The 23,475-nt window shown below is 63.0% G+C and carries 23 protein-coding genes; 5 read left to right on the top strand and 18 right to left on the bottom strand.

Annotation, left to right across the window (positions count from 1 at the left end):
* Positions 1-11: 11 nt before the first annotated feature.
* From AC0L25_RS27550 to AC0L25_RS27535, 4 genes are all read right to left on the bottom strand, one after another.
* On the bottom strand, positions 12-1,475 hold the full coding sequence (locus AC0L25_RS27550) for a RimK family protein (protein WP_473598390.1): 1,464 nt from the start codon (positions 1,473-1,475) through the stop codon (positions 12-14).
* Positions 1,472-2,578, bottom strand: a complete 1,107-nt coding sequence (locus AC0L25_RS27545; protein ID WP_473598389.1) for a peptidase C39 family protein — start codon at positions 2,576-2,578, stop codon at positions 1,472-1,474. The genes AC0L25_RS27550 and AC0L25_RS27545 overlap by 4 nt, the downstream gene beginning before the upstream one ends.
* Before the next feature lie 260 nt (positions 2,579-2,838).
* Entirely contained in the window at positions 2,839-3,630 is a 792-nt protein-coding gene (locus AC0L25_RS27540; protein WP_473598388.1) for an anti-sigma factor family protein, read from the bottom strand.
* Complete coding sequence (locus AC0L25_RS27535) at positions 3,627-4,145, bottom strand: sigma-70 family RNA polymerase sigma factor (RefSeq protein WP_473598387.1); 519 nt, start codon at positions 4,143-4,145, stop codon at positions 3,627-3,629. The genes AC0L25_RS27540 and AC0L25_RS27535 overlap by 4 nt, the downstream gene beginning before the upstream one ends.
* A gap of 279 nt (positions 4,146-4,424) precedes the next feature.
* Here AC0L25_RS27535 and AC0L25_RS27530 point away from each other — a divergent pair, with 279 nt between their 5' ends.
* Together AC0L25_RS27530 and AC0L25_RS27525 are read left to right on the top strand one after the other, a co-directional pair.
* Positions 4,425-4,679 (top strand): type II toxin-antitoxin system VapB family antitoxin, encoded by a 255-nt coding sequence (locus AC0L25_RS27530; RefSeq protein ID WP_292594059.1) that lies wholly within the window; start codon positions 4,425-4,427, stop codon positions 4,677-4,679.
* Positions 4,669-5,097: a type II toxin-antitoxin system VapC family toxin gene (locus AC0L25_RS27525; RefSeq protein ID WP_473598386.1), complete on the top strand. Its 429-nt coding sequence runs from the start codon at positions 4,669-4,671 to the stop codon at positions 5,095-5,097. The genes AC0L25_RS27530 and AC0L25_RS27525 overlap by 11 nt, the downstream gene beginning before the upstream one ends.
* A gap of 3 nt (positions 5,098-5,100) precedes the next feature.
* On the opposite strand, the gene AC0L25_RS27520 is transcribed toward AC0L25_RS27525, so the two are convergent.
* From AC0L25_RS27520 to rpoZ, 11 genes are all read right to left on the bottom strand, one after another.
* Positions 5,101-7,911: a DUF2339 domain-containing protein gene (locus AC0L25_RS27520; RefSeq protein WP_473598385.1), complete on the bottom strand. Its 2,811-nt coding sequence runs from the start codon at positions 7,909-7,911 to the stop codon at positions 5,101-5,103.
* Between the two features lie 249 nt (positions 7,912-8,160).
* Positions 8,161-8,937: a DNA repair protein RecO gene (gene recO / locus AC0L25_RS27515; protein WP_473598402.1), complete on the bottom strand. Its 777-nt coding sequence runs from the start codon at positions 8,935-8,937 to the stop codon at positions 8,161-8,163.
* A gap of 41 nt (positions 8,938-8,978) precedes the next feature.
* Positions 8,979-9,902 carry an aminoglycoside phosphotransferase family protein gene (locus AC0L25_RS27510; protein ID WP_473598384.1) on the bottom strand — a complete coding sequence of 308 codons (924 nt, stop codon included), beginning with the start codon at positions 9,900-9,902 and terminating at the stop codon, positions 8,979-8,981.
* Positions 9,903-9,943: 41 nt separating this feature from the next.
* Positions 9,944-10,876, bottom strand: coding sequence for a GTPase Era (era, locus tag AC0L25_RS27505; RefSeq protein WP_473598383.1), 933 nt, complete (start codon positions 10,874-10,876; stop codon positions 9,944-9,946).
* Entirely contained in the window at positions 10,873-11,598 is a 726-nt protein-coding gene (rnc, locus tag AC0L25_RS27500; protein ID WP_473598382.1) for a ribonuclease III, read from the bottom strand. The genes era and rnc overlap by 4 nt, the downstream gene beginning before the upstream one ends.
* A gap of 4 nt (positions 11,599-11,602) precedes the next feature.
* Complete coding sequence (gene lepB / locus AC0L25_RS27495; protein WP_473598401.1) at positions 11,603-12,352, bottom strand: signal peptidase I; 750 nt, start codon at positions 12,350-12,352, stop codon at positions 11,603-11,605.
* 77 nt (positions 12,353-12,429) lie between these two features.
* Positions 12,430-12,843: a holo-ACP synthase gene (acpS, locus tag AC0L25_RS27490; RefSeq protein WP_473598381.1), complete on the bottom strand. Its 414-nt coding sequence runs from the start codon at positions 12,841-12,843 to the stop codon at positions 12,430-12,432.
* Between the two features lie 337 nt (positions 12,844-13,180).
* Positions 13,181-13,561: a VOC family protein gene (locus AC0L25_RS27485; RefSeq protein WP_473598380.1), complete on the bottom strand. Its 381-nt coding sequence runs from the start codon at positions 13,559-13,561 to the stop codon at positions 13,181-13,183.
* A 74-nt stretch (positions 13,562-13,635) separates the two neighbouring features.
* Positions 13,636-14,214, bottom strand: coding sequence for an orotate phosphoribosyltransferase (gene pyrE / locus AC0L25_RS27480; protein WP_473598379.1), 579 nt, complete (start codon positions 14,212-14,214; stop codon positions 13,636-13,638).
* Between the two features lie 154 nt (positions 14,215-14,368).
* Positions 14,369-16,597 carry a RelA/SpoT family protein gene (locus tag AC0L25_RS27475; RefSeq protein WP_473598378.1) on the bottom strand — a complete coding sequence of 743 codons (2,229 nt, stop codon included), beginning with the start codon at positions 16,595-16,597 and terminating at the stop codon, positions 14,369-14,371.
* Positions 16,598-16,708: 111 nt separating this feature from the next.
* Positions 16,709-17,110 (bottom strand): DNA-directed RNA polymerase subunit omega, encoded by a 402-nt coding sequence (gene rpoZ / locus AC0L25_RS27470; RefSeq protein WP_473598377.1) that lies wholly within the window; start codon positions 17,108-17,110, stop codon positions 16,709-16,711.
* A 309-nt stretch (positions 17,111-17,419) separates the two neighbouring features.
* On the opposite strand from rpoZ, the gene AC0L25_RS27465 reads away from it, so the two are divergent.
* Together AC0L25_RS27465 and AC0L25_RS27460 are read left to right on the top strand one after the other, a co-directional pair.
* Positions 17,420-18,001 carry a LabA-like NYN domain-containing protein gene (locus tag AC0L25_RS27465; protein ID WP_192363832.1) on the top strand — a complete coding sequence of 194 codons (582 nt, stop codon included), beginning with the start codon at positions 17,420-17,422 and terminating at the stop codon, positions 17,999-18,001.
* Positions 17,998-18,675, top strand: a complete 678-nt coding sequence (locus AC0L25_RS27460) for a uracil-DNA glycosylase (RefSeq protein ID WP_473598376.1) — start codon at positions 17,998-18,000, stop codon at positions 18,673-18,675. Before AC0L25_RS27465 ends, AC0L25_RS27460 begins: the two co-directional genes overlap by 4 nt.
* On the opposite strand, the gene AC0L25_RS27455 is transcribed toward AC0L25_RS27460, so the two are convergent.
* The 3 genes from AC0L25_RS27455 to dapA are packed head-to-tail and all read right to left on the bottom strand — an operon-like array spanning position 18,644 to position 20,802.
* Positions 18,644-19,387, bottom strand: coding sequence for a glycoside hydrolase family 25 protein (locus tag AC0L25_RS27455; RefSeq protein WP_473598375.1), 744 nt, complete (start codon positions 19,385-19,387; stop codon positions 18,644-18,646). The two genes, AC0L25_RS27460 and AC0L25_RS27455, sit on opposite strands and share 32 nt — an antisense overlap.
* A 28-nt stretch (positions 19,388-19,415) precedes the next feature.
* Complete coding sequence (gene smpB, locus AC0L25_RS27450) at positions 19,416-19,895, bottom strand: SsrA-binding protein SmpB (protein WP_006202221.1); 480 nt, start codon at positions 19,893-19,895, stop codon at positions 19,416-19,418.
* 25 nt (positions 19,896-19,920) lie between these two features.
* Positions 19,921-20,802 carry a 4-hydroxy-tetrahydrodipicolinate synthase gene (dapA, locus tag AC0L25_RS27445; RefSeq protein WP_473598374.1) on the bottom strand — a complete coding sequence of 294 codons (882 nt, stop codon included), beginning with the start codon at positions 20,800-20,802 and terminating at the stop codon, positions 19,921-19,923.
* 328 nt (positions 20,803-21,130) lie between these two features.
* On the opposite strand from dapA, the gene AC0L25_RS27440 reads away from it, so the two are divergent.
* The gene (locus AC0L25_RS27440) at positions 21,131-23,179 is read left to right on the top strand and encodes a lytic transglycosylase domain-containing protein (RefSeq protein WP_473598400.1); all 2,049 of its coding nucleotides are present in this window, start codon (positions 21,131-21,133) and stop codon (positions 23,177-23,179) included.
* Positions 23,180-23,475: the final 296 nt, after the last annotated feature.

The following is a 23,475-nucleotide window of genomic DNA, read 5'->3' as shown; positions in this document are numbered from 1 at the left end:
CGCTTGGTGCCCTACCGTCCCGGCCGGTCGAGCCGCTCCAGGAACCATTGCGTCAGCCGTACCCAGACCTCGTCTTTTTCGCCGGAATCCTCCCAGCCATGGTCGAGGTTGGGATTGTCGTTGACCTCGATGACGAAGACGCCGTCCTTGGTCTCCTTCAGGTCGACGCCGTAGAGGCCATCGCCGATGCAGCGCGCCGCCCTCACCGCCGTCTCGACGACATGGACCGGCGCCTCTTTCAAGGTAAAGGTCTTGATGCCGCCCTGGTCGGGCTTGCCGTTGGCCTTGTGGTTGACGATCTGCCAGTGCTTCTTGGCCATCAGATAGTGCACGGCAAACAGAGGTTGGCCGCCGAGCACGCCGACGCGCCAGTCATATTCGGTCGGAATGAATTTCTGCGCGATCAAGAGATCGGAATCCTCCAGCCATTCGGTGGCAAGCGTCTTCAGTTCCTCGAAGGTTGCGCATTTCTTGACGCCGCGTGAAAACGAGGAGTCCGGGATCTTCAGCACCAGCGGAAAGCCCAGCGTCTGCGCCGCAACTTCGAAATCCGAGGTGCCGGCGATCATCACCGTCGGCGGCACCGGAACCTTGTTGTAGGTCATCAGCTCGTTGAGATAGACCTTGTTGGTACAGCGGATCATCGACAGCGGATCATCGATGACAGGCATGCCTTCCTGCTGGGCGCGGCGCGCGAAGCGGTAAGTGTGGTTGGAGATCGAAGTGGTCTCGCGGATGAACAGCGCGTCGTAGTTGGCGAGTTTGGCCAGATCCTTTTTGGTGATCGGCTCGATTTCGACGCCCATCTTTTCGGCGATCTTGGCCCAGTAGCGCAGCGACGAGATCTCCGATGGCGGCAACTCCTCATGCGGATCGACCAGCGTGGCGAAGGTGTAGCGCGCCGGCGTGCGGCCCTTGGTGTCACGCCATTCGCGGTTGGTGTAGGTCTCGAGGCACTGAAGGAAGCGCTTTTCTTCCTCCTCGGTCATCCTGGCCAGCGGATGGAAGCCGATCTTGCGGATCGATGCCCATTCGGCGCTGTCCGTAATGTGGACTTCCAAAGCCGGCGCTCGGAACCAGTCGAACAAAAGCTTGGCGAAGCGATCCCATATCCTCGACGGGCCGATGCCGAAGAAGATGCAGACTTTTTGCGGAAAGGCGCCGCCCAGATCCTTGCGGCATTTGTTGAGCGCGAGTTCCAGCTCCGGCAGCGCGTGATCGTAGAGCTTGCGCTCGGACAGGTCGATCATCGTCTCGACCGTCGGGATGACCTTGTGGCCGCGCGAACCGGCGAGCAGCGAGGCATAGTAGCCGCGGCTTTGGTAGCCGTAGTTGTTCGACAGGTTGATGACCTTCGGCCGCTGGCCGCGAAACAGCGCCGGATGGGCAAGATAGTCGCGATTGGTGATGATCTTGTGCGGTGTCGCCACCTGATCGAGATCGTTCTGCCGGCCGGTAAGGATGACCCAGGTCATTGTCTGTCGCGCTTTCCGAGGGTGATGGCGGCACGCAATCCATCGCGGCCGAACTGCGCCATATTCATGAAGATGCCGTAAGGCACGGGAATGTTGGCGGCATCAAGAATGGTCTCCTGTCTCTCGTCTTCGACCCAGGGATCGTGGATCAGGATATGGTCGCCGTCGTCGCCGATGGCCAGCACCCAGTGCGGAACCTTCTTGCCGAACATCAGGAAGCCGCTGATCAGGACCAACACCAGTTTCCCCTCGGCGATCGCGGTGCGGATGTCGTCGATGGCGAATGGACGGTAATTCACCGGGATGCCGTAAAGTTCCGCGCGCCGGCGAAAGTCGACCTGCGCCAGTTCCATCACCCGGCGCTTCTCTTGGCTGCGCACCGACTGCAGGAACAGCGCGCCATGGAAGGATACATATATCTCGGCAGAGAGCCCGCTTTCGTGGCCGGCAACGGCGAGGCCGAACGGCTCGCAGCCGCCAAGCCCCGACATCATGAAAACGGTGGTCGCCTCGCGCCACAAACGGATTTCCATGACCGGGTCGGGCACGAAGCCGGGCTCGAAATTGGCCATTGCCATCATCAGGCAGCACGGGCCGCAGGTGAATTCGCAGGTCTGCTGGTAGAACGGCACCTTGGTGGCGACCGGAATGTCGCCCCGCAAGGTCTTTTCGTAGCGCAGCGCCGTGGCGCCGTCCTCGTAATAGCCCGGTTCGCGGCCGATCTTGCGATAGCCGCTCTGCTCGTAGATGCGAATGGCTCGGCTGTTGTCCTCGCGCACCTCGAGGCGCAGCATCATGCGGTTGTGCTCGAAGGCGACTTCCTCGGCCCGTTCCAGCAGCATACGGCCAATGCCGAGCCCACCGAAAAAGGGACCGATGGCGATGGAATAGAGCCGCGCGACGCCGCTGCCTTTGCGAAACAGCACGACCGCGTAGCCGGCGACGCGGCCGTCGCTTTCGGCAACCAGCAGCTCGGCACTTTCGCGTTCGATCAACTGGCGAAAGGAGCGGCGGGAAATGCGGTCGCTCGAGAAAACAGCCTTCTCGATGACGGCGAGGTCATCGACGTCGGACGCGCGGGCCGTGCGAATCTCGGCAGGCATGCGGGCTCAGAAGACCTCGATTGCGTTGTGGAAAAGGCCCTTGTCAGAAGTGTCGACAACACAGCCGAAGCGCCAGCATCCGTCAAGCTATCGCACCTCGATTCGGGCTCAATTGTGACAGTTTCGGCTGGTGCATGACCCCGAAAATCGAAATCGATTTTCGGAAAGGATCATGCGCAAAAATTAAAGTGCTACAGCATCCTTTGCGCGTCTAAAGGACGCGCAGTGCTGTAGATGCAACTTTGAAAAACAGGAGCAGCTCAGCTGGCCAGCCCGGCCAGAAGCTGGCTGTAGGCGCTTTTGGCCACCGCAGTCAGCTGCGCGCGCGGCAGCGAGCCGACGACGGCGCAGCCATAGCCCTTGTCCAGCCAGTAGACGGCCTCGGGGCCGTTCTCTTCCGACCCATAGGTGCCCTTGGCCTTCTCGGCCGATTCGGCCGTGACGAACAGCGAGATGCGCTCGCCTTTGTCGTCCTCATAAAGCAGCATCGCGGCCTTGCTCTCGCCAGCGGGCAGCAGCCGGCCGCCGACGAGCTGGAATCCTTGCGCCGCCAGATCCGGTGCAACCAGCTTCAAGCCGACCCGATTGGACAGCCAGGTCTGTAGATGATCCTTGTCGCTGGCGGGCACTTCCACCGCATGCCGCTGCTCGGCGGCATAGATGACATGGGCTGCGATCGCCTGCTCGGCGAGCTGGTCCTCGGCGGGGTCTTCCGGACCGAGATGGTCGATGCCGGCGACATAACCGCCAACACCGCCAATGGCGAGCATCACCGCTGCGGCAGCCGCGAGCCACCAGCGCGAGCTCAATGCCGCCGTCTTGACCGGCGCCTCGCCGAGCACGATCTTCTGCAACCGCGCCGGCACCGGTTCGTCGAGCACGCCGGCGAAGGCGGCACGAAGGGCTGCGCGGTCGGCGACATAGCGGGCGCTCCTCGCCTTCATTTCAGGATTGGCGTCGAGCCAGACGTCGTACGCCGCGCGCTCGTCAACCGGCAACTCGCCATCGAGAGCCATATGGATGTCGCGTTCGGAAAAATCGCGCCGGGTCATTTCTCGACAATCCTTATCGCCCGGCGACGCGCGGCGTCATCCAGCAGCCCGCGCAACTCATCACGCCCGCGCGCGATGCGCGACATCAGCGTGCCGGCCGGCACGCCGAGGATGTTGGCTGCCTCGGCATAGGAAAAACCTTCGATAGCGACCATGACCAGTGCTGCGCGCCGATCGGGGCTGATCGCCTGCAACGCGTCGATAATCTCGCGCGAGGCGATGCTCTCCATCTGCTCGGCGGGTGCTGCCTGCGCTTCACCCGCTTCCAGAGGCAGCATCGCGGCTTCGCCGCGCCGGTTCACCTTGCGCATCTGATCGATGAACAAATGATGCATGATCGTAAACAGCCACCTCCTAGGACTTTCTCCAGTCTGCCAATTGTCGAGCCGCACAAGCGCCCGTTCGAGACAGTCCTGAACGAGATCGTCGGCGGAATCGCGGTCGCGCAGCAGCGAGCGCGCATAACGGCGCAGGCGTGGTATTTCGCCAAGGATTGCTGCCTTCTTTTCGTCCATGACCGCTGGTTCTGAGATCGCCCTTGTTCAGCCGATTGAACGCGCCTTCGCGGCGCGGCGCAAGCGGCCGGCGCGAAGCGGTCCGCCGCTCCGGTCACCCAAGCAATGCAATAACGCTGGCGCGGGCCGGTTTATTCCCGGCAGGCGCTGGCGGGCCACCTGTCAAGGCGCTTGCACGCTATGAAGAGAAGCCTGAGGTTGAAAGCGCGCCCTGAAGGTGTATATTCTAAGTCGTATATTTAATATATTCGAACTTGGATATACGTTTGGAGAATCGATTTGTCTCTGTACATCCGCGATAACGAGGTCGACGCGCTGGCTCGTCAGTTGCAGTCCGCCATCAAGGCCCCAACGAAGACTGAAGCGGTGCGAATCGCTCTCAAGCGGGAGCTTGAACGAGCGAACGCTGTTCTTCCGCTGAGCGAGCGTATCAAAAAATATCAGGATGCCGCGAGCGCACTTGGTCCCGATGACCCCACCTTCGATATGAAGAAATTCATGGACGAGGCCTGGGGGGAACCCGATGTTTCTTGATGCGTCTGCCATTATTGCGCTGATTTTGAGAGAGGCAGATGCGGAACGTCTGCTGAGAAGGATTGAAACTGCCGAGACGCTCTATTTCTCGCCGAGTTCCGCTTTTGAAGCTATCCTCGGAATCGCCCGCAGGAAATCTGTGGCTGAAAGCGGCGATCAAGCTTCGACACCGCCTGCTCTGATCGATCAATGCCAAACCATCGTCATCGGCTTCTTGGCCGAACTCAAGGCCGTGGAAGTTCCACTGGATGGTGCCATTCGCGAACTCGCAGTCAAAGCCGCGCGCGACTACGGTCGATATGTCGGCCATCCCGCCAAGCTGAATTTCGGCGACTGCTTCAGCTATGCATGCGCCAAGGCCTACCGGGTACCCCTGCTCTACAAGGGCAATGATTTCTTGCAGACCGATCTGGCCTGAATACTATCCGGCTTCGGATTTGGCTGCTCTTGTCAGCAGCCGCTGATAGAACAGGCCGATGCCGATCAGCACGGCGCCGAGTCCGATGAAGGACAGCGCCCTCAGCACGCCTTCCAGTTCCGACATGTCGAAGAGGAAGACCTTCAACACGGCGACCGAGATCAGCGCGGCCGACGCGATGCGCAGCACATGCGACTTCAGCCAGACGCCGGCGGTGAGCAGCGCCACACCGATGATCAGCCACAGCGCGGAGTAGGCGTAAGTCTCGAGCTGACCGAGGCCGCTCCACAGGCCGATTAACTCGCCCTTGAACAGCCGCCGGACCGACAGCGTCGCATAGACGAAGGCGAGCAGCGCCGCCACCAGCGCCAGCATCGCGGCATACCATTTCGGTCGCTTGTCTCTGGTATAGAGCGCGAGCCCCCCGGCAGCGACGGCCGGCAAGAGATAGGCGAGGAACAGAAGGTTGAACACCGGAATCCGGCCGGTCGATTCATCGGTGAACAGCGGGTTCAGCGCCAAGAAATGCTGGACGACGATGAAGGCGACGGAGACCACGCCCGCGGCAAGCGAACCATAACGCAGCACCGAGCTTGGCGCGCGCATGTCGATGGCGACCAGGATGGCGCCGGCGCCAAGGGCGATCAACGTATAGATCGCCTGCTCGGCGAGCGTCGCAGCACCCGTGTCGATGACGCCGTCATGCATGGCGTGGCGCACCAATATGGCAACCGTGAGCAGCGCAAACAGTGCTGCGCCCGCTTCCATGGCGAGGCGTGGCCGGCCATTTGTGGTGCGGGCGAGTTGCCAGGCGGCAAAGCCGAAGGCAAGCGCCGGCACGCCGTAGCCTGGCAGCAGCCAGTTGAACACCGGCGTCGTCGACAGTAATTCGGCGCCGACGATTGTCGGATCAAAGGCGACGCGGCCGAGCACCGCGATGACCGCGCCGACCGAAATCCAGCCGAGCACCGGATAGGCGCGCCAGCGGGTGGCCAGCGCCGGCACGATGGCCGCAGCACCCAGGAGGATGGTGGTCCAGCCGGATCCGAAGGCCATGTAGATCATCAGCAAGGCGGCGACTGCTGCCCCGCCAAGCGCGAAGGAGACGGCAGCACCGCCCTGTAGCGGCGGCTCTTCACCGCGCGCAATCCACTCGCCGCCGGCGGCGAGGACCACGACCAGAAGGGCTGCAACCGCCGCGTAGACAAGGTCGCGGTCGAGATTGCCGAAGGTGAACCAGAGCGCCAACAGAATGACCAGCGGCGCGATAACGCCCCATGCCGCCCATGAGGCGGCGCGGATTGGTGCCGACGCGGCAAATTTGCGCGCGGTCCAGAAGCCGGCGCCGATGAACACAAGTCCGAGAAAAATGCCGATCCTGAGCAGCAGCGTATCGGCAACTGCCGCCGGCAGACCTTCGACGCCGAGAACACCACCTGAAAAGTCTGAAGCGACGGAGGTTGGCGGAATGATGCCGAGATAGACCAGCACCGTCGCCAGCCCTGCGGCGTGCAGAAGCGCCAGCGCCAGCGGCCGGTAGAGCGCTACCGCGACCAGGGCTGCGATAAGGGCTGCTCCCGGCAGAGCATCGCCGGCAGCGTATGCCGGGTCGACGAACAGCGACATCGCCGAAAGGCCGACGAAGAAGCCAGGTGCGATCGACGGCCAGTCGAAGCCCCTGGCGGGCTCTGCTTCGCCACCGCGACGGCCGAGCCAGATGAAGGCAAGTACGGCCAGGCTCACCGCATTGATGAAGAGGATGACAGGCAGGTTGGTGCCCGGCGCATCAGTCATGTAAAGAATGGTCCACAGGCCGGTGCCGACGAACGCTGCCGTCATCAGCAATTTCCAGTCGCGCAGGCGGGCGATGACGCCGGTGGCGGCGAGCACGATCGCCAAATAGCCGAACAGCGCCCAGGGATTAGGCGCCTGCGAAGCGACCAGCATCGGCGTCACCACCGCGCCGAGCAGGCCGACGCCGGCCAGCGCCTGACCGTGGACGAGGGCCGCCGCGATGGTCGCCACACCGATGGCGCCAAGCAGCGTGAAGGCAAGCGCCGGCCCGATGAAGCCATAAACGCCATGCGCGGCATAAACCGTGCCGAACAGGATGAAAGCACCGGCCGCCGTCAGGATCGCCGGAATATAGGCGCCGGCGACGCCCTGCACCGGCACCCTGAAGCCGGTGCGGCGGATGAACTCGCCGACGGCGACCAGCACCAGCCCGAGCATTGCTGCCATGCTCAGCCGCACGCCGGGACCGAAAATGCCAGCCTCGATGGTGTAGCGGATCAGGAACAGGCCGCCCAGCGCCAGCGCGATGCCGCCGACCCAGACCGCCCAGCGGGTGCCGAGCGCCGTTTCAATGTCGGGCTTTTGCGCCTCTTTCGCCGTCGCGGCGGCCGGTTGCGCAGGTGCAGATCCAGCCGGCGCCGCTTCGCCCGCAGCCCACGGTCCGGACGCAATCTCCCCGGCTTCAACCTCTGTGGACGGCTTCTCCTCAGCTTCGCCCGCAGCCCACGGTCCGGACGCAATCTCCCCGGCTTCAACCTCTGTGGACGGCTTTTCCTCAGCCTCGCCCGCCGACGGCGGGGCAATGTCGGTCACGGCCGCAATTGCCGCGTCTGCTGGCATGCTGTCGTTTGCGGCCTGTTCTACCGGCTTGGCCTGCGGCGGGGGCACATGGATACCCGAAAGCACGAGGCTGCGCAGCGCACCAAGTTCGCGCTCGATCAGGCCGATGCGGCTCTGCTGGCGCGAGATAATGACGAACAGCGCGATGATCGCGACTAGACCGATCAGGCTTTCGAACATGGCGGTTCCCCCAAACCAGGCCAGTAGTTACTGACAAATACGGCCAGACGGCCAGCCGAGTCAGCGCGCCGCCAGACCGGCGAGCGGAAAGATCGAGCATGTTTCGGTGCCGAAAGCCAGCGGCGGCGCCGGGTATTTGTTGCCGATGATGCGCTGGAGCAATTCCAGGCCGGTATTTTTAGGGATGCCGCCGCGGAATGATGCCGAGGCCGAGCGGCGAGACCCGGCCGGGATAGAGTTCCATTTCGCTCATGTAATGCTTTCTCCGGCGGTGGTCTCGGCGCCAATCCCCTTGCCCGTCGCGTGGTGCTTGCGCAAGGCAGCGAGGAAGCCGGCGCGGGCACCGGGCGCCTCCGTGCCGCGCGGCTCGTAGACATGGCGGGTAAAAAAGAAGCCGGTCAGCCGGAACGCGTCCTCGATCGCCGCCGGATCGGCGCGCAGGCTGGAGCCGCGCTGTAGGAAGGCGGGGAGCACCAGCATCTTGTCGCGCCATGGCGCGCCTGCCGCGCGTGACACGGCACGCCCGGATTTCGGCGAGACATAGGCGAGGTCCTGCCTGGCGCCGGTCGCCGCACACTGGCTGAGATCGAGGCCGAAGCCGAGTTCGTCGAGAATCAGCAATTCGAAGCGTGCCACCAACTCGCCGGCGGCGTTCGCATCGTCGAGATGGGCGATCATCACGGCCAGCGTCTCGTAGAGGCCGTCATGGGCGTCGCGCTCGGGCAGCAGGCGCAGATGCGCAGCCATAGTCTGCAGCCCATAGATGGCGACGGCGCTGTCCATCAGCCGGGCGGCGTTCATCTCGATCGCCTCGGCCTGAAAGGTGCCAAGATGTTCGTCGAGCCGCGCCCGCCACAACAGGTCGACGCGGTTGCCGGGCTGCAGGACGGGCTGCTGCTTGCGCGAGCGGCCGCCGCGCACAAGGCCGAGATGGCGGCCGTGCGCACGCGTCATGACCTCAAGAATGGCGCTGGTTTCGCCATGCTTGCGTGTGCCGAGAATGATTCCCTCGTCGCGCCACTCCATCAACGGAGCTTGTCACCGGTTCGGTGGCGAAATCAAGTTTTTCAGGCGTTGCGTGGGTACCCTCCGCGGCGGTCCGCGCGGAGGTGATCTGCAAGCACTTGATCGATCACGCGTCGCGATTTTTCAACTTCGACTGGCGCGATGTCGATATGTCCCGCGACCGTAATCAGCGCTTTCCACAACGTCCAGCCGCGACCTCGCGCCCAGGCTGCCTCGTCAGCCTGAAGACCCGAGCGAAACACCTCTCGGCTTTTCCCTTCGAAGAGCGTCCACGCAATCGCCAAGTCGCACGAGGGATCGCCCACGCCCGAAGTCCCGAAGTCGATCACCGCGCTCAAAGCGCCTTCCCTGACCAACAGGTTTCCCCAACTGACATCACCGTGGAACCAGACTGGCGCGCCATGCCATGTCGCGGCAAGCGCTGCTTCCCACAACGCGCTCGCCGCGCCTGTGTCGATCTTCCCGTCGAGGGCTGCAATCGCTTGCCGGGTTTCACCGTCATAGACGCTCAGTGGCCCGCCGCGAAAAAAGTTGTGCTGCCCTGGCGCCGGTCCACCGGCGGGATCGATCCGTTGCAGGGCGACCAGGAACTGGGCCAGGCTGGTCGCGAATTGCGACAGGCTGGCAATACGCTCCAGCGTCGCCGTCTCGCCTTCGATCCAGCGGTAGACGGACCAATGCCATGGATAGTCGTCGGCCGGCGCTCCCATCGCCAGAGGAACCGGGACAGGCAGCGGCAGCAGAGGCGCAAGTCTTGGCAGCCAGCGATGTTCCTTTTCCACCTGCAAGGCATAGGCCGCCGCACTCGGCAGCCTCACCAGCATATGGTCTCCGAGACGAAAGGTCCTGTTGTCCCATCCGCCTGATGCAACCGGCCTGACAGCAAGATCCTTCCATCGGGGAAATTGCGTGGCGACCAACCGGCTCACGAGGGTTGTGTCGATAGTGACTTCCTGTTCGAGCATGATCTTTTCCGAAACCGGCTCCCACTTTTCGGGAACATGCTCTAATGCGGAAACTCCAGCCCCATCTCGCGATAGCGCTCGGGGTCGTCGCCCCAGTTCTCGCGCACCTTGACGAACAGGAAAAGATGCACCTTCTGTTCGAGGATACCGGATATCTCCATGCGTGCCGCCTGGCCGATGGCACGGATCGTTTCGCCTTTGTGGCCGAGCACGATCTTCTTCTGGCTGTCACGCTCGACATAGATGGTCTGGTCGATGCGCACCGAACCATCCTTCTTCTCTTCCCACTTCTCGGTCTCGATATGGGAGGAATAGGGCAGTTCCTGATGCAGCCTGAGATAGAGCTTTTCGCGAGTGATCTCGGCCGCCAGCTGACGCATCGGCAGGTCGGAGATCTGATCTTCCGGGTAATACCACGGGCCGGCAGGCAGGGTTTCCGAGAGATAGTCGAGCAGGTCCTTGCAGCCCGACCCAGTTAGCGCCGAGACCATGAAGGTGCGCTTGAAGGGCACTCTTTCATTCGCTGCCGCGGACAGGGCCAGCAGCGCCTCGGGCTTGACCCGGTCGACCTTGTTGAGGATCAGCACCATCGGCTGGCGGACATCCTTCAGCCGTTCCAAGATGGCGTCGGCGTCGCCCCTGATGCCGCGCTCGGCGTCGATCAGCAACAGCACGACGTCGGCGTCCTTGGCGCCGCCCCAGGCCGTCGTCACCATCGCCGTGTCCAACCGCCGCTTCGGCTTGAAGATGCCCGGCGTGTCGACGAAGACGATCTGCGCATTTTTGTGCGTGGCGATGCCGCGCACGATGGCGCGCGTCGTCTGCACCTTGTGGGTGACGATCGACACCTTGGCGCCGACCAGCTGGTTGACCAGCGTCGATTTTCCCGCATTGGGCGCGCCGATCAACGCAACGAAGCCAGAGTGCGTGGTGGCGGCTTCTGTTGCCGGTGGGACGTCTTCGGTGGCGGTCATGCCGCGCTCCCCTTTTTTAGCCAGACGCCTTCGCGCAACAGCAGTGCAGTAGCGGCGGTTTGCTCGGCCTCGCGCTTGGAGCGCCCGCTGCCGGTCGCCGGCGAATAGGCGCCGACCTTGACGGTAACGGTGAACAGCGGATCGTGGTCCGGTCCCTCGCGGCTGTCAATTATGTAGACCGGCACGGCGCGTGCCGCCTGATGCGCCCATTCCTGAAGTTCGGTCTTGGCATCGCGGCGGGCGGCGCCCGTGGCCTGCGAGCGCGGCTGCCAGTATTTGTAGATGAAGGCGCGGGCCGCCTCCAGCCCGCCGTCGAGATAGAGCACGGCGATCAGCGATTCCAGCGCATCTGCCCGCAGATTGACGCGCTTGCGCCCGTCCAGGCCGCGTACGTCCGAGCCGGCACGGATCAGCTCCGGCAGGCCGATCTCCTCGGCGATCTCCGCCAGCACCTCGGCATTGACCAGCGCGTTGAGCCGGAGCGACAGCTCACCTTCGGCAGCGTCCGGATAGGCCGCCAGAAGCATGTCGGCGACGACCAGTCCGAGGACACGGTCGCCCAGGAATTCGAAACGCTCATAGTCGATGCCGGCATGGCTGCTGCGGGCGCTGGCATGGGTCAGCGCGCGCTGCAGGCGCTGGCGGTCGGCAAAGGCGTGGCCGGTGCGCTGCATGAGCGCTTCGGCGAGCGCGTCGACGGTCAGCCGTTTTGTCGCCGCCATGATCCTAATTGACGAAATGGAGCAGGCGCGAGGCGCGCATCAGCGACGGCCATTTCCAGATTTCGAGCGGGCTGGCGCTGCCACCGATCGAGAAGAAGATGAGGTTGGCGCGGCCAACCAGGTTCTCGTCGGGGACGAAACCGACGGTGAAGCGGCTGTCCGAGGAATTGTCTCTATTATCGCCCATCATGAAATAGTGGCCGGGCGGCACGTCGAATTCCTGGGTGTTGTCACCGATCGAGTTGGGTATCAGGTCGAGCGTGTCATAGCTGACGCCATTCGGCAATGTCTCGCGATAGACGTCGACCGGCCCGCTCTTCTCGGTAATGTCGCGATTGTCGATCTGCCCGACCTTCTGGCGTGGCACGCCGACGCCGTTGATGAAGAGCTGGCCGTCCCTGACCTGGATCTTGTCGCCCGGCAGGCCGACGACGCGCTTGATGTAGTCGACGGAGGGGTCCGGCGGGAACTTGAACACCGCCACGTCGCCGCGCTTCGGCTCGGCGCCCCAGATGCGGCCCGAAAAGAGGTCCGGCCCGAACGGCAGGGAATAGCGGGAGAAGCCATAGGACCATTTGGTGACGAAGAGGTAGTCGCCTTCGAGCAAGGTCGGCCGCATCGACCCGGACGGGATAGAGAATGGCTGAAACAGGAGCGTGCGGATGACCAAAGCGAGCAAAAGCGCCTGGACGATGACGCTGACGGTTTCGCCAAGCCCGCCGGATTTCTTCTGGGATTTTTCAGCCACGCTCATGTCGTCCTCGATTATGCGTTGGTTGGTATAGGGGCTCGGCGCGCGCTGGGCAACGTCATGCCGGTGGTCAGATGCAATCAATATGGCGCTTCTTCGACGGGCAACGCCTCGATGATCACAAAGGCTTGAGCAAGCGGAAAGTCGTCGGTGATGGTGAGGTGGATCGCCGCCCTGTGCCCGTCAGGCAGGATTTTGTCCAGCTGCGCCGCCGCCCCGCCGGTTAACGCCATGGTCGGCTGGCCGCTGGCCAGGTTGACGACGCCCATGTCGCGCCAGAACACCCCTTGCGCCATACCGGTGCCCAGCGCCTTGGCGCAGGCCTCCTTGGCGGCGAAGCGCTTGGCATAGGAGGCGGCGCGGGCGCCGCGGTTTTCGGAGCGGGCCTGTTCGATCTGGGTGTAGACGCGCTGGATGAAGCGCTGGCCATGGCGCTCCAGCGATTTTTCGATGCGTCTGATATCGATCAGGTCGCTGCCGATACCGATGATCATCCGGCGGGAACTTCCCCTCCGGCGGTTCCAGCTCTGTCCGCCAGGCGTAGCGAGCGCGAGAACGACCGGCGTAGCCACAGATAGGTACGCACCCGCTTGAGAGAACCATCAGGCTTACGGCGTCGAAAAAGCACTCTGTTCCATTTCCTGACATCCAAAAGCTGCAGCTCCGACCACCCGGGCGCGACAGCACATCTTGCGCTTTGCCGCCGTCGAAAGGCAACAACGACCTTGATATAGCGATATGCTAGCCGAAGGACAACCGAAGCTCGTCGGGCGCCCGGGCGGCAGATTTGAGGAGGCGAATTCGGCAGAGATCAGCAGCAACCCCAGCTATCTACGATCCATACTCGCTGACCTCGACAAGATTGCCGTCCGGGTCGCGGAAATAGACCGACATCATCGGGCCACGGGCGCCGATCCGCTCGACCGGCCCGACTTCGACGGCAACGCCGTTGACCGCCAGGCTGGCGCATATCTCGGAGAGGGGACGGGCGGCGACCAGGCAGAAATCCGCGGAGCCTGGCGTCGGCGCCTCGGCCTTCGGCTCGAAAGTGTGGCCTGCCTCATGCACATTGATCTTTTGCGTTCCAAACAGCAGCGCCGTCGGCCGGTCCGGCTCGTCGAGGCGCCTGAAACCGAGCACGCGCTCATAGAAGGCGCAGGTGTCTTCGACGGAGCGAACCGTCAGCACGAAATGATCGATGCCAGCAATCACGGTAGCGCCCCAGTTGACGTTGTTTTATGCAGGTCGTTGTCCCAAAACCGCTGCGCCCTTTTGGGCGACATGCATCAGATGTTGCGGCTGCCCGGCTTGACCGCCGGAATGGCGGCAAGCTCGGGCGGCAGCCTGTCGGCCGGGTAGGCCGGAACCTCATATTCGGCGAGCGCGATCAGCGGCACGCCGACATCGGTCTTGCCGGCCGAGCGGTCGATGATGCAGGCAGCGGCAACGACCTCGGCGCCAAGCGCGCGCAGGCAGTCGACGGTCTCGCGGATCGACAGGCCGGTGGTGACGATGTCCTCGACGATGACGACGCGCGAACCCTTGGCGATCTCGAAGCGGCGGAGCCTGAACTCGCCCCCTTCCCGCTCGACCCAGATCGCCGGTGCGCCAAGATGGCGCGAGGTCTCGTAGGCCGGGATCAGCCCGCCGATCGCCGGGCCGACGACATAATCGATCCTGCCGGACACAGCAGCGCGGATTTTTTCGGCCAGCGCCTTGCACAGGCGCTCGGTCTTGTCGGCATGCATGAAGACCCGCGCCTTCTGCAGGAAGACCGGGCTTCGCAAGCCCGACGTCAGGATGAAATGCCCTTCGAGAACGGCACCGGCTTCACGGAAAATGCCCAGCACTTCGTCGGTGTTCATTGTTCGCTCCATGCCCATGTGAATGGCGAATGGTGAATGGTGAATGGTGAATGGTGAATGGTAGTGAGTAGTGAGTAGTGAGTAGTGAGAGCGTCGTGAGTAGTGAGAGCACCTTCCTTTCACTATTCACTATTCACTATTCACTATTCACTATTCACCCGTTCACGCGCCTTGCATCGCTGACGCTCGAATTGTCCTTGAGCTGCGACAGCAGCCGGTTCAGGTGCTTCAGGTCCCAGACTTCGAGATCGATCAGCATTTCGGTGAAATCAGGCGCGGTGCGCACCATCGACAATGTATGGATGTTGGCATCGTTGGATGCAACGACCTGCGCGATGTCGGCCAGCGAGCCCGGCGCGTTGATGGCGGTGACCGAGACTCGCGCTGGAAATCGCTCCTTGGTGCGCTCGTCTATGTCCCAGCGCACGTCGATCCAGCGTTCGGGCTGGTCGTCGAAGGCCTGCAGCGCCGGCGACTGGATTGGATAGATGGTGATGCCGGTTCCCGGCTGCACGATGCCGACGATACGGTCGCCGGGGACTGCACCTTCCGGGGCGAAGCGCACCGGCAGGTCGCCGCGGACACCGCGGATCGGCACGGCGCCGTCCTTTGGCTGGTCCTTGTCCTTGCGTGCCGCGCGCCCCGGAATCTGAAACAGCATGCCGGCGGCGTTGCGGATTTTCGACCAGCCCTCTTCGCGCTGCTTGGGCGCGGCCAGCGTGACGCGCTCGTCCTTGTAGTCGGGAAACACCGCCTTCATGACATCGGTGGAGGCAAGTTCGCCGCGGCCAACAGAGGCCAGCACATCCTCGATGTCCTTGCGCGCCAGCCGATGCAGCACCGACTTCAGGCTTTCCTTGGTAAAGGTCTTTCCGGACCGTTCGAAGGCGCGTTCCAGAATGCGGATACCGAGACCCGAATACTGCTTGCGGATGGCATTCTTGGTGGCGCGGCGGATCGCCGAGCGCGCCTTGCCGGTGACGACGACCGACTCCCACGCCGCCGGCGGCACCTGCGCCTTGGAGCGGATGATCTCGACTTCATCGCCATTCTTCAGCTCGGTCATCAGCGGCATAATCCGACCGTTGACCTTGGCGCCAACGCAGGTGTCGCCGACATCGGTGTGCACGGCGTAGGCGAAATCGATCGGCGTGGCGCCGCGCGGCAGCGCGATCAGCATGCCCTTGGGCGTGAAGCAGAACACTTGGTCCTGGAACAGCTCCAGCTTGGTGTTTTCGAGGAAGTCCTCGGGATTGTCGCCTTCGGCAAGCTGCTCTATGGTGCGCCGCAGCCAGGCATAGGCGTTGGTCTCCTTCGAGATCGCATGGGCGGTGCCGTTCACCTTGCCGCCGCTGTCCTTGTAGATCGAATGCGCGGCAACGCCATATTCGGCGATCTTGTTCATCTGGTAGGTGCGGATCTGCAACTCGACGCGCTGACGCGACGGTCCGACGATGGTGGTGTGGATCGAACGGTAGTCGTTCTGCTTCGGCGTCGAGATGTAATCCTTGAAGCGACCTGGCACCATCGACCATGTCGTGTGGATGGCGCCGAGCGCCCGGTAGCAGTCCTCGACGGTATCGACGACGACGCGAAAGCCGAAAATGTCGGACAGCTGCTCGAAGGACAGCGCCTTGGCCTCCATCTTGCGGAACACCGACCACGGCTTCTTCTGGCGGCTCTTGACCTCGGCCTTGATCGCATATTTGTCGAACAGCGTGGACAGCGCCCTCTCGATCTCGGACAGCACATCCTTGTTGCGCTCGAAGATTTCGGCGAGCCGCGCGGTGACGGCGCGGTAGGCTTCCGGATTGATGAAGCGGAAGGCGATCTCCTCGAGCTCCTCGCGCATGCCTTGCATGCCCATGCGCCCGGCCAGCGGCGCATAGATATCCATCGTTTCCTCGGCGATGCGCAGGCGCTTGGCTTCGGGCACATGGTCGAGAGTGCGCATGTTGTGCAAGCGGTCGGCGAGCTTGACCAGCAGCACGCGAACGTCTTCCGAGATCGCCAGCAAGAGCTTGCGCAGGTTTTCAGCCTGCTCGGCCTTCTTGGAGACGAGGTCGAGTTTCTTCAGCTTGGTCAGGCCTTCGACCAGCTTGCCCATTTCCGGACCGAACAGCTCGTCGATCTCGGCCCTGGTCGCCGTGGTGTCCTCGATCGTGTCGTGCAGCAGGGCAACCGCGATGGTCGCCTCATCCATGTGCATTTCGGTGAGGATGGCGGCGACTTCGAGCGGATGCGAGAAATAGGGATCGCCGGAGGCGCGCTTCTGGTGACCATGCTTCTGCATGGCGTAGACATAGGCCTTGTTGAGCAGCGCCTCGTTGACGTCAGGCTTGTAGCGCTGGACGCGCTCGACAAGCTCATACTGACGCATCATGGGCGGGATCTCGCAGTGCTGAAACGAACCATGCGCCGCACTGGCGTACGGCGCATGTCACAGATAACCACGAAACCGCCGACGCGAAAGTGTCGGCAGCGGCTGCGAAGATCAATAGTCGTCGCTTTTTTCCGGCGGCACCAGACCTTCGATGCCGGCCAGGAGGTCTTCCTCGGTCATGCGGTCGAAGGTGACGTTGTCCTCGGTGTCGTCGGCATCGGTTGCCGCAGCGGCGGTACCGGTCTGGTCGGCGATCGCCTCGCCATCGGCTTCCGGCTCGTCGACCTCGACATGCTTCTGCAGCGAGTGGATCAGGTCTTCCTTGAGGTCGTCGGGCGACAATGTCTCCTCGGCGATCTCGCGCAGCGCGATGACCGGATTCTTGTCGTTGTCGCGAGGAACGGTGATCTGCGCGCCCTGGCTGATCTGACGGGCGCGGTGGCCGGCCAGAAGCACGAGTTCGAAGCGGTTGTCGACCTTGTCGATGCAATCTTCAACGGTTACGCGGGCCATGAGCTGCCCCTTTCATGCCTGGATTTAATGGAAAACAGGCGCGGTCCATAACCCGAACGCCGCCAAAATACAAGCTTTTTGGCAATATCAGTCCGGGGCCAGGTTCGCGGCCGAGCCAAGGCGAGTCTGGGCGCGCCCCGCATGCGACGATACGGCACCGATCACAATTGCTTGCTATCCAGCATCATACCCTTGGATTGCCGTAAAACCGGCGCTATCTCGAATGACGAAGGTCAGCCGGTATTTCAAGCCGACCGATAGTCACGCACATTTAGACGACCGCTTATTTTTCGAAAAGGAATATTTTCCATGTTCGACCCTCGTGAAAAAATCGCTCTTTTCATCGACGGCGCCAATCTTTACGCCACGTCGCGCGCGCTCGGCTTCGATATCGACTACCGCAGGCTTTTGTCGAGCTTCCAGAAGCGCGGTTACCTGCTGCGTGCTTACTACTACACGGCGCTGGTCGAGGATCAGGAATACTCTTCGATCCGGCCGCTGATCGACTGGCTCGACTACAACGGCTTCAAGGTGGTGACCAAGCCGGCCAAGGAATTCACCGACTCGACCGGCCGCCGCAAGATCAAGGGCAATATGGACATCGAGTTGACCGTCGATGCGCTGGAACTCGCCGATGTCGTCGACCACTATGTCATCTTTTCCGGCGATGGCGATTTCCGCACGCTGGTCGAGGCGCTGCAGCGGCGCGGGCGCAAGGTCTCGATCGTCTCCACCATGGCTTCGCAGCCGCCGATGATTTCCGACGATCTGCGCCGCCAGGCCGACCATTTCATCGACCTGATGACGCTGAAGAGCGAGGTCGGCCGCGATCCGTCCGAGCGGCCGGTGCGCCGGCCCGAACCGGCCGAAGTCGACGAGGACGAGTATTGACGGCGGCGGTCTTGACCGCTCCGTTGCTCGCGTCCCCCGAGCCCGATCGCGACTGCCCGCTCTGCCCGCGGCTGCATGATTTTATCGCGCAATGGCGGCAACGCGAGCCGTCCTGGTTCAATGCGCCGGTGCCGACCTTCCTGCCGCCCGAGGGCGAGGACGCGGTGCGGCTGCTGATCGTCGGACTGGCGCCGGGCCTGCGCGGTGCAAACCGCACCGGACGTCCCTTCACCGGCGACTTTGCCGGCGACCTGCTCTACAACACGCTGATCACACACGGCTTTGCGCGCGGCCAATTCAAGGCGCGGCCCGATGACGGGCTGGAGCTTGTCGGTACGGCGATCACTAATGCAGTGCGCTGCGTGCCGCCGGACAACAAGCCGGTCGGCGCCGAGATTGCCACCTGCCGGACGTTCCTGGTGCCGACGATCGCGCGGTTTAGAAACCTGCGCGCCGTGCTGGCGCTGGGCTCGATCGCGCACCAGTCGACCGTGCGGGCGCTGGGTGGGCGTGTCGCCGCTTATCCGTTCAAGCATGGCGGGCAGCAGCAAACCAATGGCGTGACGCTATTTTCCAGCTATCACTGCTCGCGCTACAACACCAACACCGGCGTGCTGACGGAAGCGATGTTCGTCAACGTCTTCAGGGATATAGCGGCGTTTCTGGAGACATAGATTCGGGCGGCGGCGCAAACAGCTCGGCCAATTTCTCCTGCCCGCCCTGAAGGACATTCAGATCGACATCGCCGCTGATGCCGTCAACGCGACCCCTGTCGTGGTACTGCCAATAGATCCAGTCGTCATGACCTGGCCATAGCGCCAGCGAACGAACCCAGTGCGGGCGGCCGACGATCTGGGCGGCATAGACCCGTGCGGCCTCGTCGGTCACATAAAGGATCGCCGTCTTGCCGAAGGCTGCCTCGACAGGGCCGAGGAAAGCCGAGAGTTCTTTGTTCAATTCTTCGGGCGATGGCCGCCGCGGACAATTGCCGACGAATTCGATATCCACCACCGGCGGCAGCAGCGCTTGATTGCGCGGCACGATGGAGATGAAATTCTTCGCCTGATCGGCGCCAGGCCTGCAGAAGGTGAAGAAATGATAGGCACCGACCGCCAGACCGGCCGCACGCGCCTCGCGCAGATTGGCGGCGAAAGCATCGTCGACATGGTCGCCGCCTTCGGTTGCCTTGATGACGGCGAAGGCGACATCATCGGCGGCAACACGCCGCCAGTCGATCTGCCGCTGGTGATGGGAAACATCGATGCCTCTGAGCGGATATTTGCCGCGGTCAGGAGAAAACGGATGGAAATAGAAATAGCCGCCGATCGCGACGAGGCATGCCAAGATCAGGCTGGCCGCACCCCAAAAGACGATCCGGTTCTTCATCCGGTTCTTCAAAAGAGTGGCTCCTAGCCTACCCACGCTCCTTCAGCAGCCGGCCCTTCTCGCGCGACCAGTCGCGCTGCTTTTCGGTTTCGCGCTTGTCGTGCAATTTCTTCCCGCGGCCGACGGCGAGTAAAAGCTTCGCCCGGCCCTGGTCGTTGAAATAGATTTTTAGCGGCACCAGCGTCATGCCTTCGCGGTCGACGCTTTGCGACAGCTTGGCCATCTCGCGCTTGTTGAGCAGAAGTTTGCGGCGCCGGCGCGGCTCGTGGTTGAAGCGGTTGGCCTGCAGGTACTCCGGCAGATAGGAGTTGATCAGCCAGATCTCACCGCCCTCGACCGAGGCGTAACTGTCCTGGATGTTGGCCTGGCCCTGCCGCAGCGACTTCACCTCGGTGCCGGTCAGCACCAGGCCGGCCTCGATCGTGTCGAGCACCTCATAGGAAAACCGCGCTTTGCGGTTTTCCGCAACGGTCTTGTTGTTGGGATCGGCTTTTCTGACTTGATTCATGATGCGGAGAGGTGGCGCCTTATCCCTAATTAATCAAGCCGGCGTGCTTCATCGCCGCATCGATCTTTTCTGCGGTCGACTGCTCGACGGTGACCAGCGGCGAACGCAGCACGTTCTCGACCTTGCCGAGCTTCGACAGTGCATATTTTGCGCCGGACACGCCGGGTTCCAGGAAAATCGCCTTGTGCAGCGGCAACAGGCGGTCCTGCAGGTCGAGCGCCTTGGCGCTGTCGCCGGAAAGCGTCGCCTCCTGGAATTCGGCGCATAGCCGCGGCGCGACATTCGCCGTCACCGAGATGCAGCCGACGCCGCCATGGGCATTGAAGCCGAGCGCCGAGGCATCCTCGCCGGAAAGCTGGATGAAATCCTTGCCGCAGGTGGCGCGCTGCTCGGAAACCCGCTCGACCTTGCCGGTGGCATCCTTGACGCCGATGATGTTCTTGAAGTCACGTACCAGCTCGCCCATCGTCTCAGGCGTCATGTCGATCACCGAGCGCGGCGGAATGTTGTAGATGATGATCGGCAGGCTGGTCGCCTTGGCGACCGCGGCGAAATGCGCATAGAGACCGCGCTGCGTCGGCTTGTTGTAGTAGGGCGTGACGACGAGTGCCGCGTCGGCGCCCGCCTTCTCGGCATATTGCACCAGGCCAACCGCCTCTTCGGTGTTGTTGGAGCCGGCGCCGGCGACGACCGGAGCGCGGCCCTTGGCGACCTCGATGCATACCTTGACGACGTGGCGGTGCTCGTCATGCGACAGCGTCGGCGACTCTCCGGTGGTGCCGACCGGAACCAGCCCGGTCGTGCCCTCGGCGAGCTGCCAGGCAACGAGAGCGCGAAAGGCTTTCTCGTCGAAACGGCCGCTCTTTTCGAACGGTGTCACGAGCGCGGTAAGCGAGCCTCTCAGCATGTCGTCCAACTCCTTGGGACTGGCACATGACCGCGAAAATCGGAGTCGATTTCGGAAAAGATCATGCGCCAAATTTAAAGTGGTACAGCGTCCTTTGCGCGTCTGAGAAGACGCCAGGAGCTGTAGGTGTTTTGTCGTGCGCGCCTTCTAGCCGAAAGCGAAGCGGCGCACCATAGTCTCGACACCGTTGCGCGGCAAGCATGGGTGTGGTGCCAGCAAGCGCAATTTGAACGACTCGATAGCCCTTGTTTACGGGCTCTTCATCACGGCCAATTAGGCTACAGTTCTGTGCCTGTTGGTAATGTGTAGACAGGAAACGATGAAGACGATGCCGACCAGGCAGCCTCATTTTTTCGCGCTGCTTGGCGCAATTCTCCTGTTGACGCCGAGCCTTGTGGCCGCCGGCAAGATCGATGTGCAGGTCACGTCGGCCGTTCCGATGCCAAATCTGCAGGATGCGGGCCTGCCGGATACGGGCCAGCAAGATACCCCATCCGCCAGCGTCGCCAGGCTGAAGAGCGGCCTCGATGCGCTGGCGGCGAACGACATAGCCGGTGCGCGTCAAGTGCGCGAGGCGCTGCCGGTGAATTCGCTCGACCGGCACATCCTCGCCTGGGCGATCGCGCTCTATGGCGGCGACAAGGTGCCAAGCGGCGACATCGCCGATGCTGCGAAAATGCTGCCGAACTGGCCGGGCATGATCGCCTTGCGCAAGAACAGCGAGCGCGCGCTCTACCGCGAGAACCCCGCGCCTGAGATCGTGGTGCAGGCATTCGGCGGCAGCCAGCCACAAACAGTCGAGGGCGTGGTCATCCTCGCCCGCTCCTATCTGTCGCAGGGCAACGTCGAGGCGGCGCGCTCGGTGCTGTCGCCTTTCTGGCGCATCGAGAAACTGGAAGCCAAGGACGAAGCGGCGATCATCCAAGAATTCGGCAAGCTCATCCCCGCCGCCGACCACCGCTTTCGCATGGAGCGCATGTTCTATGGCGACCGGGTCAATTCCGCGCTGCGCGTCGCCGGCCTTGCCGGCGCCCAGCAACTGGCGGACGCTTGGGCGGCTGCGGACCGGAGCGCCAAAAATGCGGCCAAACTGCTGAAGGCGGTGCCCTCCGCGCAGCGTTCGGCCGGCTATTTCTTCGCGCAAGCCCAATTTCTGCGCAAGCAGCAGAAGTTTTCCGACGCCGCCGCAGTGATGATGAAGGCGCCGAGCGATCGCAACGCACTTGTCGATCCGGATGCCTGGTGGGCCGAGCGCCGGGTGCTGTCGCGCGAACTGGTCGACAAGGGCGACATGAAAACCGCCTACGGAATAGTCGCAGCACACGCCGCCGAAAGTGCTGCCAACGCGGCGGATGCGGAGTTCCATGCCGGCTGGTACGCGCTGCGCGGCCTCAACGATCCCCACACCGCCGCCAAGCATTTCGCGCGGATCGCCGGTCTCACCCAGGGGCCGATATCGCTGTCGCGCGCCTATTACTGGCTCGGCCGCGCGGCCGAAGCCGGCGGCCCCGGTAGCGCGACGGATTATTTCATCCGTGCCGCCGCCTATGGCACTACTTTTTACGGTCAGCTCGCTGGCGAGCGCGTCGGCCGGCAGGTCCTCAACATCGCCCAGCCGAAGCCGAGCGCCGCCAATCACCGGAATTTCGCCAACCGCGAGGCGGTCAGCGCGATCAAGCGGCTGCAGGAGGCGGGCTATGAGCGCTATGCAGACACGCTTTATCGCGACCTCGCCGGACAGTTGACCAGCCCCGGAGAGCTGGCGCTGCTGGCCGCGATGGCGGAAAAGCAGGGCAATCACTTCCTGGCGCTCAAAGTCGGCAAGATCGCCGGCGCGCGCGGCATCGCTGTCGGGGCGCTGTCGCATCCGCTCGGCGTCATTCCCGAGACCGCCAACATTTCCGGCTCGGGCAAGGCGCTGGCCTATGCGATCGCCCGCCAGGAAAGCGAGTTCAACATCGGCGCCGTCTCCAGCGCCGGCGCGCGCGGGCTGCTGCAGCTGATGCCGGGGACAGCCAGGCAATTGGCGAAGAAGGCGAGGATGGCCTTCTCGCAGGCGCGGCTGACCACCGACGCCGGCTACAACGCGACCTTGGGCGCCGCCTTCCTCGGCGAGCAGCTCGGCCGCTTCGACGGCTCCTATGTGCTGACCTTCGCCGGCTACAATGCCGGTCCCAGCCGTGCCGCCCAGTGGGTGGCTAGATATGGCGACCCACGCGGCAAGGACATCGACGCCGTCGTCGACTGGATCGAGCGGATTCCCTACACGGAAACAAGAAGTTACATCCAGCGTGTGATGGAGAATTACGAAGTCTACAAGATGCGTATTTCCGGCAAGTACGATATTGTTGGAGATCTGGTGAACGGGCGGAGTTGAAGGCGTCGACGGGCGTTCGAAATTGGCGAAAGCGTCGATGACGGCCGATCTCCCCCCTCGTGGGGGAGATGTCCGGCAGGACAGAGGGGGGCGCTGTCCCGCCGACATTTCATCCAATCGCAGCCGTGCCCTCGGGCTAGCTCTCGACGGGCTCTCAATGTGAACCGAACGCTGGCGATCCTTCACGCCCCCCTCTGCCCTGCCGGGCATCTCCCCCACGAGGGCAGGGCTATCGCATTTGAGTCATGAGCTGGAAGAGATAAGCATCGTTCCAGCCTGCACGCATCATTTTGCCA

This window comes from Mesorhizobium sp. WSM4813 (genome assembly GCF_055811555.1).
This window is presented reverse-complemented; position numbering and strand designations above follow the sequence as displayed.